9 protein-coding genes are annotated in these 10,444 nt (G+C 67.5%); 5 read left to right on the top strand and 4 right to left on the bottom strand.

The window, feature by feature from the left end; genetic code table 11:
- Positions 1-354: hypothetical protein (locus KDH83_RS26715; protein WP_212321253.1), on the top strand; the 354-nt coding region annotated here is incomplete at its 5' end.
- On the opposite strand, the gene KDH83_RS26720 is transcribed toward KDH83_RS26715, so the two are convergent.
- The 4 genes from KDH83_RS26720 to KDH83_RS26735 all read right to left on the bottom strand — a co-directional run bounded on the left by KDH83_RS26720 (position 297) and on the right by KDH83_RS26735 (position 4,484).
- The gene (locus KDH83_RS26720) at positions 297-1,022 is read right to left on the bottom strand and encodes a hypothetical protein (RefSeq protein WP_212321254.1); all 726 of its coding nucleotides are present in this window, start codon (positions 1,020-1,022) and stop codon (positions 297-299) included. The two genes, KDH83_RS26715 and KDH83_RS26720, sit on opposite strands and share 58 nt — an antisense overlap.
- Before the next feature lie 27 nt (positions 1,023-1,049).
- Positions 1,050-2,960 carry an alpha/beta fold hydrolase gene (locus tag KDH83_RS26725; protein ID WP_212321255.1) on the bottom strand — a complete coding sequence of 637 codons (1,911 nt, stop codon included), beginning with the start codon at positions 2,958-2,960 and terminating at the stop codon, positions 1,050-1,052.
- Positions 2,957-3,994 (bottom strand): DUF4105 domain-containing protein, encoded by a 1,038-nt coding sequence (locus KDH83_RS26730; protein ID WP_212321257.1) that lies wholly within the window; start codon positions 3,992-3,994, stop codon positions 2,957-2,959. Before KDH83_RS26730 ends, KDH83_RS26725 begins: the two co-directional genes overlap by 4 nt.
- Positions 3,995-4,055: 61 nt before the next feature.
- A complete protein-coding gene (locus KDH83_RS26735; protein WP_212321259.1) occupies positions 4,056-4,484 on the bottom strand; it encodes a VOC family protein in 429 nt (142 codons plus the stop codon).
- A gap of 203 nt (positions 4,485-4,687) precedes the next feature.
- Between KDH83_RS26735 and KDH83_RS26740 the strand changes: the two genes are divergently transcribed.
- The 4 genes from KDH83_RS26740 to KDH83_RS26755 all read left to right on the top strand — a co-directional run.
- Positions 4,688-5,620, top strand: a complete 933-nt coding sequence (locus KDH83_RS26740) for a hypothetical protein (RefSeq protein WP_212321260.1) — start codon at positions 4,688-4,690, stop codon at positions 5,618-5,620.
- Between the two features lie 381 nt (positions 5,621-6,001).
- The gene (locus KDH83_RS26745; RefSeq protein ID WP_249205378.1) at positions 6,002-7,543 is read left to right on the top strand and encodes a TolC family protein; all 1,542 of its coding nucleotides are present in this window, start codon (positions 6,002-6,004) and stop codon (positions 7,541-7,543) included.
- On the top strand, positions 7,540-8,382 hold the full coding sequence (locus tag KDH83_RS26750) for an efflux RND transporter periplasmic adaptor subunit (RefSeq protein WP_212321261.1): 843 nt from the start codon (positions 7,540-7,542) through the stop codon (positions 8,380-8,382). Before KDH83_RS26745 ends, KDH83_RS26750 begins: the two co-directional genes overlap by 4 nt.
- Positions 8,383-8,433: 51 nt before the next feature.
- Positions 8,434-10,444, top strand: a 2,011-nt coding sequence (locus KDH83_RS26755; RefSeq protein WP_212321262.1) for a DUF4347 domain-containing protein, incomplete at its 3' end; no start/stop codon positions are given.

Raw genomic sequence — 10,444 nt, forward strand, 5'->3', positions numbered from 1 at the left:
TCCTTCGCGAGTGGAGTTGGACGCCGGGGCGCAGGCCTGGAGCAAGGCGGCGCAGACGGAAGCGAGAAGAATGGTTTTTTTCATGGTTCGCTCTTATTCAGCCGGGGGTTATTGATGGAGACGGCATTCTACGGACGAAAAATCGACTATCTATCCAAACTGCCTTTAGAACGTTTCAGAGTATTGCCCTGCGACAAGACTCACACCACGCACGGAAACGCAATGCTACGTTTTCGTCGTTATGTCTCACTTTCTATCATGATCTACCCTCGCGATGCTGCCAGGTCCATCCACGCTCAACAGGTACCACAGCGCTTTACGCTTCTTTTTTCTCCTATCGATGACGAAGAATAGGAGAGCGGCGAGGCGCCCGGGGCGTCTTCTACCCGCACCCATTGCTCATCAGGATCAATTGCGATCAGGTAGTCCGAATCAGGCAGCAGCGCCCTGTCGCCAGGCTCTCCGATCAATCCACTACGCCCCAGGGATTCCAGCCACGCCGCAAACCCGGCAATGACGCGTGGGTCGGTGACGTAGCTGATTCCTCTTCCGGCGTGCACGAGCCTCGGGAACCTGGAAGGAAACTCCTTCTGAGCCCGCAATGCGCCCTCGGCTCCAAAATACCAGTAATTTTCGGCCCCTTCGGCCAAATAGACCGTCCTGCCGCAGTCTTGCCGGAAATTCTCCACCGTGTTGTGCTCCAGGGATGGGGCTCGCCGCCACTGGCCATCACGGGAATAGTAGATATTGTCTCCGCGCCGTTGCTCGAATGTGCCTGCCGGATCCGGCCGCTTGCTCGGAAACTGGTCGAAGTAATCACTCATATCCAGCACATTGGTGATCCGCATCGCATACACGAGCCGGTTCCCCCCTTTTCGCGGCGCATGCCCCACGATCCAATCTCCCCGTCCGACTTTCGCGTTCATATGATTCGGCGTGCATAGCGCCAGGGAACATACGCCGAAGTACGGATTCGGAGCCAAGCCACGGTCGTACCTGACGATATACCTCAAGAGCTTCAAGACAGCCTCCTCTATTTCTGCAAGTCCCTACTTCGCCGCTCCCAAATGCTCGCGCAGCACCCGCCGGATCTCCAATATCGCCTCCGGCGCTTCCTGCACGCTGTGCGTGTACGGAATCACCGCTTCCGACGCCGCGCCGTCCAGGTGCGCGCTCTGATACGTGACGAAGCCGTCGGTGGATTGCTCCAGCGGCGCGTCCGGCTTGTCGGTGGCGACAATGCTGTGGAACGTCACGTTGGACGAGATCGGCATCTGTGGCAGCAGCTGGATGAACGGGTCCTTGGGGCTCAGGCTGTCCACGCCGTTGGGGATGTAGTAGGGCTCGCCGCCGGGCATTTCGCCGCCTTCGGCGCGCTGGCTCATGCGGGCGAACTTGCGCAGCACGGTGGCCGGCAGCGTGATCAGGTTCGAGGCCCAGCGCGCCAGCCGATGCTCGGCGAATTCGGTGCCGCGATGCGGCGTGGCGATGAAGATGGCGCGGGTGATGCCGTGGAACGGCTCGAAGCGCATCATGTCGCCGAATTCCGCTTCGGCCTCGGCCATTTCCTCGGGCGTGAACGTGCGGTATTCCTGCAAGGCCTTCCACAGCACGTTGCCCGACGAGGACACCATCAGGCGGCTCAGGATGCCGCCCATGCTGTGGCCGATGACGACCATGTCGCGCGAGGCGCGCGCCGTGCCCATGGGGTCGAAGTGTTCCAGCGTGCGCCGCAGCGCCTTGCGGATCTCGGCGTTGTTGTAGGGCAAGGGCGCGTTGGTCGGGTAGTAGACCTGCCAGATCTGGTAGCCGCGCCGCAGCACCTCGTCGCCCAGCACTTCGTTGGCCGTGTTGATCCAGGCCTCGGGGCTGCTGGCCAGGCCGTGCAGCATGACGATGATGCGGCGATCGGGGTCGTAGGGTTGCAGCAGGTAGATATGCGGCTCGGCCAGCCCGTCGGACGTGCCGATGGCGTTGCGCAGCGCCTGCGTGGCGAAGCCCGAGCGCGCCAGCCACAGGCCGTAGCCGGACGTGAAATTGGCGGCCAGCGGCACCGAGATGCCGCCCAGCGACACGTAGTAGCGGCGATAAGGATCCGAGACGGTGAAGGCGGCGTCGTGCGTCTCCAGGATCTGGGCCAGCGTGCGGCCCTTGAAGGACAGGATCACCGACAGCGCCGGGAACGGGGTTTCGCTATAGGGCTGCTCGAAGGTGTCCTTGTCGTTGACGCTGCGCGCCATGACGGCGACCAGCTCGGCGCCAAAGCCGTCGCGCCGGTACATGCTGCGCAGGCCGCTGAAGGTCAGCGTGGACGCCGGGATCAGCTCGTAGGGGGTGGTCTTGCCGCCGGGCAGGCGCACCTCGTCCATCAGGAAGTGGATGTTCCAGTCGCCGATGCGGCCGCTCTCGCCGCCGCGCGCGGCATCGGCCTTGGGCGCGTCGCGGTAATGCTCGTACAGCCGGGTGACGGACTGCTGCACCGCGTAGTTGTAGTAGTCGCGCACCTGCGTCTGGCGGTCCTCGAAGGCGCGCTCGGCCGGCGGGCGCGGCGAGTGGAACAGGTAGGCGTAGGCGTAGCGCGCGCTTTGCAGGTAGGCGTCCAGCAGCTCGTCGCGGTCGGTCGCCGCGACGGAGCGCTGGCGTTCCAGTTCCACCGCGTGCAGCAGCCAGACCTCGGACAACGTGGACAGCTGGCGCTCGGTGTCCAGGCCGTCGCTGCCGCGCAGCGCGCTGGTGCAGTTGAGCGCGGACGCGCGGCATTTGTCGGCGTCCAGGCCCAGCACGGCCAGTGCCTCGCTGGCGGCGGCGCTGAGCTTGCCGGTGGTGAGCACGTCGCCGCGCCGTTGGGCGATGTAGTCCTGCGTGCTGACGGACGCGACCTTGACGCCGGCGCAGCCGGTGATCGCCAGGATCAGCAGCAGCGCGGCGCAGCGCGTGGCGAGCCCGAGGGAATGCTTCATGGTCGGGGGGACAGGAAAGGTTGTCGTATGGCTTGCGAGAACGCCGGCGTATTGCCGGCCTGGGCCGCGCGCGCGGTGATGTCGGCATCGCGCCGGATCGCGTCCAGCGGGCGGCTGGCGTCCAGGCCGCCGTGTTCATACAGGTATTCGGGCAGGTAGCCGGACAGCAGGAGGCGGTAGTCGACCGGCAGGCCGGGCACGATGGCGCGCACCATCTGGTAGATGATGGTGGTGCAGTTGGCGGTGACCGTGTGATAGAAGCGCGGCTCGCCGCGCAGCGCATTGGCCGTGTCCACATAGGACAGAAACAGCGCGCGCATGGCCTCGGGCGGCATGCGGATGGGGTAGATCGACACCGTTTCGCCGCGCACGGCGGTGCGCACCCGCACGATGTCGCGCTCGTCGGCGGCGATCACGCTCAACTCGAACTGCTTGAAGAAGCCGCCCAGCTCGGAGAACTGCTCGCCGCGCTCCTTGCGGATCTCGACCGAGAACACCACGCGCTGGCCATCGTCGAAGCCAAAGGACACCAGGGTGTGGGCGATGGCCGGCATGCCCCAGGTGGACAGGATCATGTCCACGCTGCGCAGCCGGCTCAGGTCGTAGTCGCGGGTATCCCAGCGGGCGTCGTAGTCGGTGTCGCTGCGCCAGTCGAAGTTGCGCACGTCTTGCAGGCGCACGTGGTCGCCCTGCACCGTGCCCTGCGGCATGCGGCTCACCTCGTCGGCCCAGTCGCGGTCGTTGGACGGCCGCAGCGTGTGCCACCAGACCAGCAGCGCGACGACGGCCAGCGCCCAGCCGGCCCAACAGCGGCGGCCGGCGCGCCAGGGACGGCCGACGATCAGCAGGCACAGCAGCCAGAGATGCAGCGCGGCCCAGGCCGCCACGGCCACGCCGCGCGCCGCCGCGCCGCCCGGGAACTGGAACCACAGCGCGCCGGCGCCCCAGGCGGCCAGCGGCAGCAGGCAGACGCCCGCCAGCAGGCGCAGCCAGGGGGAAGGACGGCGGTAAACGGCGTTCGAGGCGTGGAGCATGGGCAGGAGGATCAAGGCGCCGGGCCGGACGTTGCGCGCACGGCGGGCGCGGCGCCGTGGTTCAGAACGTCACCTTGACCGAGGGCGCGCTGCGGCGGGCTTCGCCATGGAAGACCGCCTCGATATTGTTGCCGTCCGGGTCCAGCACGAAGGCGCCATAGTAGCCGGGATGATAGGGCCGATAGCCGGGCGCGCCATTGTCCTTGCCGCCGTGGGCCAGCGCGGCCTGGTGGAAAGCGTCCACCATGGCGGTGTCGCGGGCCTGGAAGGCAAGATGATGGCGGCCGGTCAGTTGCCCCTGCGCAGCCGGGCTGGTGGCGGTGGACACGAACAGTTCGTCTGCCCAGAAGAAGCTGTCGCTGACGCCGCCCATGGGCACGCCCAGCACGTCGAACACCGCCTGGTAGAAGCGCTGGCTGGCGGGCAGGTCGCGCACGACCAGATGGACGTGATCGATGAGGCGGCCTCGGTGGATTTCGTTGGTCTCCATGCAGTGCTCCGGGAATGCGCTGAGGGTGGGCTCGAAGGGAAATCGGCGCTACGAATATAGCGCCATATCATGTCGGAGCGATGCGCGCCGCGTCCCCTCTACAATCAGCCACCCGCGCACCATCCTTGCCCTGTCGCCGGCCGAGATAGAACGCCGGTCCGGCAAGGGCCGCGCCCGCCTGCCTCTCATCGGATCCGCCCATCATGCGCCTGCGCCTTGCCGCCCTGCTGACCGCGCCCTTCGCGCTCGCCCTGCCCGCCGTCCATGCCCAGACCACGGTCAAATCGCTGGACCAGGTGCGCGACGCCATCCAGACCGACGCGGCCAGGCAGATGTTCGACCAGCAGATGTCGGGCAAGCCCGCGCCGGACGGTTTCGGCACGGCGCTGCCGGCGGGCTTCACGGCGGACTTCCTGCTGCGGCAACTGGCGCCGGGCCAGCCCGCCGACCGGCTGGTGCTGGCCGGCGCCAAGCCCTGGCCGCAGCGCGAGCGCGCCTACGTCGGCATGGTCTGCCTGGCGGCCTCGGCCGAGGCGGCGGTGCAGTCGGCCAAGTACTCGCGCAACGAATGCGTGGCCTTGTCCGGCAGCGAGGGCGATCAGAAGTCCGTGTGGTTCGGCGTATTCGAAACCGGGGCGGACGGCGCGCCGGCGCTGGTCGCGCGCACCGAGGGTCCGGTGTCCGCGCAAACGGACTGGGAAGGCTCCAACATCGATCCGCCCATCGACCTGGCGATGCAGGACGCGGGCAAGCCCATGCTGGCCGCGCCGCAAAGCTGGAAGCGCTTCGACCTGGCGCGCTACCAGATCCGCCCGGACGAAACCGCCTTCGGCGTGCGCGCCGGCTGGAGCGAGGGCTATTCCGGCGGCGGCGCCGATTTCGAGGCGCTGTACCTGTTCCGCATCGAGGGCCGCGCGCTGCGCGTGGTGCTCGCCCAGCCGATGGCGTTCTACAAGATGCTGGCCGGCGACTGGAATCCCGACGGCACGCGCGAGCATATCGAGTCGGACGCTAGCAACACGCTGTCCCTGCTGCCCGGCAAGACCGGCGGCTACTTCGACATCCAGCTGCGCCAGCAGAAGGGTGCCTGGAAGCAGACGTTGAAGTGGTCGGCGGCCCGCCAGCGCTACGAATGAACGGGCCGCTCGCCCGCCAGATTCGGCTCGATGCCTGACGGCGGGTGACGGCAGGGCTTCAGGCGGACATCGCGGACCGGGCGCGCAGCGTACTCAACACAATCCGTGGCGTGACGCAATGACGTCCGGCAAACTTCGCCGGCCCAGGCTATTTCGCAACAATCGCGACCGGTGACGACAATCCCCAATTGTGGAATTTGTTACTGCTGCCTTAGGATTCGTCCTCGCTGAACCGTTAACACCTCAGGGCTGCTCCAGGACCGCCGCGTCCTGCCAGCTTCGGACTCTCGGCACACCCAGCTGTTGCTCCATGTTCTACCGCCAGGGTATGGCTTTCGCGCGTCTCAACCATACAAGTAACAAGAAACTACAAACAAGACGATGAATATTTCCATACAAGGCCGTTCCTTGCGCCTGCCCCCGCTGCGTCTGCGCCTGTGGGGCGTGATCGGCGCCGGCGCGCTGCTGTCGGGCTGCGCCAGCTTCACCGCCCAGCCGCTGAGCGCGGATGACATCAAGACCCAGGTGCAGGCCGACCGCCAGGCCCTGGCCAGGGACGTGGCGCCGGTCAGCGGCCCGGTGCCGCTGGAAGAAGCGATCGCGCGCGCCATCAAGTACAACGCCGGCCAGCGCCTGCGGGCGATGGAGGAAGCGGTGGCGCAGGGCACCTATGATGTGTCCACCTTCGACATGCTGCCCAAGCTGGTGGCGTCGGCCGGCTACCGCTACCGCGACAAGGACCTGATCACCCGCAGCACGGACTCGGTGACGGGACAGCCCTCGCTGGCGCATCCCTACATCTCGACCGACCGCGACTACACGCAGAGCGCCCTGACGCTGTCCTGGAGCCTGCTGGATTTCGGCCAGAGCTATTTCGCCGCGCGCCAGAACGCCGACCGCGTGCGCATCGCCGCCGAGCGCCGCCGCAAGGCCATCTACACGCTGGTGCAGGACGTGCGCACCGCCTACTGGCGCGTGGTCGCCAGCCAGGCGCTGGAAAGCTCGCTGCGCTCGGCCCGTGACCAGGCGGAAAAGGCGCTGGCCGACGCCCGCAAGGCCGAGGCCGAGCAGCTGCGCTCACCGCTGGAGCCCCTGCGCTACCAGCGCCAGCTGCTGGAGAACGTGCGCCTGCTGGAAGCCATCCAGGAGGAACTGTCGGCGTCCCGCATCGAACTGGCCTCGCTGATGGGGTTGCCGCCCGGCCTGGACACCCAGAACCTGCGCGTGGTGGAGCCCGGCTTCAATCCCCGTCCGCAATGGCTGGAACAGCCGGTCGAGGAACTGGAAGCGCGCGCGCTGATGCTGAATCCTGACCTGCGCGAGAGCCTGTACAACGCCCGCATCGCCCAGGAAGAAACCAAGCGCGTGCTGCTGCGCATGTTCCCCGGCCTGTCGTTCAACTACTCGCTGAACAAAAGCACGGACAGCTACCTGATCAATGACCATTGGCGCGAAGCCGGCGTCCAGGTCTCGTTCAACCTGCTGAGCCTGCTGTCGGCGCCGCAGCAATGGAAGCTGGCCAAGGACGGCGTGTCGCTGGCCGACCAGAAGCGGCTGGCCACGCAGATGGCCGTGCTGGCGCAGCTGCACATCGCCCGCCTGCAATTCGGCAACGCGATGAACCAATACCAGCGCGCCGATGAGATCGCCGGCGTGGACCAGCGCATCGCACGCCATGTCGACAATCAGGTGCGGGCGCAGAAGCAGGCCGGGCTGGAACAGGTCTCGCAGCAGGCTGGCGCCATCCTGTCGTCGCTGCGCCGCTACCAGGCCCTGTCCAACATGCAGGCCGCCGCCGCGCGCCTGCAGGCCACGCTGGGACTGGAGCCCGCGATCGACGGCTCGGACGCCATGCCGCTGCCCGAACTGACCGCCGCCGTCGCCCGCGGCCTGTCGCAATGGGAAAGCGGAAAACTGCCATGATTCTCCAGGACGCCGCGCGGCGCGGAACCGGCCTGGCCCGCGTGATCGGCCTGGCCTGGGCCCTGGGACTGGCCGGCGCCGCGCCGGCAACGGCGCAGCCGCAACCGCAGACGCAACCCGCGTCGGCGTTGCCGGCCATCCCCGCGCCCGCGCCGGGCGGCGCGCTGGAGCCGCGCGACATCCGCGCCCAGCTCGCGCCTCGGCAATACACCACGCTGGCTGCCGAGATCGGCGCCAAGGTGCAGCGCCTGGCCGTGACCGAGGGCGGCGCGTTCAAGAAGGACCAGCTGCTGGTGCAATTCGATTGCAGCCTGCAGCAGGCCCAGTTGAACAAGGCCCACGCCGGCCAGAATGCCGCCGACAAGACCTGGCGCGCCAACCAGCGGCTGGCCCAGCTCAATTCGGTGGGCAAGGTCGAACTGGAGATCTCGCAGGCGGAAGTGCAGAAAGCCGCCGCCGAGGTGGCCGCGAGCAAGGCGCTGCTGGACAAATGCCGCGTGACCGCGCCCTACGCGGGCCGCGTGTCCGAGCAGAAGATCCGCGAACAGCAGTATGCGCAGCCGGGCCAGCCGCTGCTGGACATCATCGACGATACGGCGCTGGAACTGGAGTTCCTGGTGCCGTCGCGCTGGCTGGTCTGGCTCAAGCCGGGCGCGGCGTTCCAGGTGCGCATCGACGAAACCGGCAAGACCTATCCCGCCAAGGTGCAATGGCTGGCCGCCCGGGTCGACCCGGTGAGCCAGTCCATCAAGGTGAACGCCGGCATCGACGGGCACTTCGACGACCTGATCGCCGGCATGAGCGGACAGGTGCTGATGGAACCGCCGTCGGTCCGCTGACCCTTCCGGGCCGCCGGCCCGCCCCGAATTCCCTGCAAGACAGGACATACCATGACCTCGAACCAACGCTCTCTGTGGAATAAGGTCGCTCCGGCCGTCAAGCGCGCGCTGCTCGGCGCGCGCCCGGATGCGGCGGGCCTGCCGGCGGCCGCGCGCCTACCGGCCGCGCGCCCGCTGGCGCTGGAACAACGCTTCATGTTCGACGCGGCCGCCGTGGCCGCTACAGCCGACGCCGCCCATGCCGCCCGGCCCGAGGCCGCCCCGCCGGCCGAGGCGCAGCGCGCCGACGCCGCGCGCCAGGCCGACGCCACGCCCGCCGCCGCCGACGTGGCGCGCACGGCCATGGCCGCGGACGCGCCGCGCCGCGAGGTCGCGTTCGTGGACAGCCAGGTCAAGGACTATCAACAGCTGGTCGCGCAGCTGCGGCCCGGCACCGAGGTCATCGTGCTGGACAAGACCCGCGACGGCTTGCAGCAGATCGCCGACGCGCTGCGCGGCCGCAGCGGCATCGACGCCATCCACATCATCGGCCACGGCGCCGAAGGCAGCCTGCGCCTGGGCTCGGTGGAACTGAACGCCGCCGCGCTCGGCGCGCGCCAGGCGCAGCTGACACAGATCGGCGCGGCGCTGACCGAGCAGGGCGACATCCTGCTCTATGGCTGCGACATCGGCGCCAACGCCAAGGGCGCCGAACTGCTGTCGCGGCTGGCGCAGCTGACGCACGCCGACGTGGCCGCCTCCAAGGACCGCACCGGCGCGGCCGCGCAGGGCGGGAACTGGACGCTGGAAGCGGCCAGCGGCAGCATCGAGACGACGGCGCTGTCCTTCGTCTACAACGGCCTGCTGGCCGCTCCGCCCAGCCAGGACTTCGATATCTGGAACCAGCCGCCCAACAACACGGGCAGCCTGACCATCGCTGGCGTGCGCTATACCACCAACGGCAGCGCCATCATGGACGTGACGAACGCCTTGTCATATTTCGGGGAAACGTTTACCGGATTCACCGGCAATGTGCTGCTGAGCAATATGGGCGGCACTACCGGCACGGGCGCGACCTACCTCGAATTCAGCTCGCTGGACCTGGCGAACAACTTCGCGCTCAAATCGCTGACGATCAACGCCTTTGACGGACCCAGCGGATTCGCCCAGAAGTTCGTGATAGCCGGTTATGACGGCGGTTCTGGAACAACCGCCCTCATAGAGATCAACATTGACCTCAGGACCAGCGGCACTTACGGCACCGGCGACTGGGCCATCACTTACACCAAGGGTTCCTCGACCTACAACGCCGGCACGCTCGTATTCGGCAGCGCCTGGGGCAATCTGGATACCGTCCGCTTCACCGCCAACGACGGAGCCAAGTCCGCGAGCCTGGCACTGGACTCCATCACGCTGGGCACGCCCGTGGTAACCAATCCGCCGCCCGTGGTCACGCCCTCGGCCGGCTCATCGAGCTACAGCAACGGCAGCGGCCTCCCGGTGCCGGTGGACGCCAACCTGACCCTGACCGATGCCGACAGTCCCACCCTGACCAAGGCCACGGTGTCCCTGACCGGCGGCACCTTCCGCAGCGGCGAGGACGTGCTTGCGTTCACCAACACCAACAGCGCGCTGTACGGCAATATCGTCGGCAGCTGGAACGCGAGCACCGGCGTGCTCACGCTCACTTCGGCAGGCGGCATCGCCACGGTGGCCCAGTGGGAGGCGGCGCTGCGCACGGTCACTTACCGCGACAGCTCGCTCGCCCCGAACCAGGGCGACCGGACGATCACCTTCGTCGTCAACGACGGCACGTCCGACAGTTCGCCCGTCAACAAGACCATGCAGGTGCTGCCCAACAACCAGCCCGTCATCGGCAACCTGAACGGCGACGCGGTGACCTACACCGAGAAGGGCTCGCCCGTGCGGCTGGATGCCGGCGCGTCGGTGACGCTGACCGACAGCGACACGCCCAATTACAACGGCGGCAACCTGAACGTGCAGATGGTCAACAACACCCGCGCCAACCAGGACGTGCTGGGCATAGATGCCCGCGGCCACAACAGCCTGTCCAACGGCATGA

The sequence above is a fragment of the Achromobacter sp. Marseille-Q0513 genome (assembly GCF_018195695.1).
In the GTDB taxonomy this organism is placed as follows: Bacteria; Pseudomonadota; Gammaproteobacteria; order Burkholderiales; family Burkholderiaceae_B; genus Achromobacter.

Coding starts and splice junctions, on each gene's coding strand:
- KDH83_RS26730 (WP_212321257.1), bottom strand. CDS start 3,994: ATGCTCCACGCCTCGAACGCCGTTTACCGCCGTCCTTCCCCCTGGCTG.
- KDH83_RS26750 (WP_212321261.1), top strand. CDS start 7,540: ATGATTCTCCAGGACGCCGCGCGGCGCGGAACCGGCCTGGCCCGCGTG.
- KDH83_RS26745 (WP_249205378.1), top strand. CDS start 6,002: ATGAATATTTCCATACAAGGCCGTTCCTTGCGCCTGCCCCCGCTGCGT.
- KDH83_RS26725 (WP_212321255.1), bottom strand. CDS start 2,960: ATGAAGCATTCCCTCGGGCTCGCCACGCGCTGCGCCGCGCTGCTGCTG.
- KDH83_RS26735 (WP_212321259.1), bottom strand. CDS start 4,484: ATGGAGACCAACGAAATCCACCGAGGCCGCCTCATCGATCACGTCCAT.
- KDH83_RS26740 (WP_212321260.1), top strand. CDS start 4,688: ATGCGCCTGCGCCTTGCCGCCCTGCTGACCGCGCCCTTCGCGCTCGCC.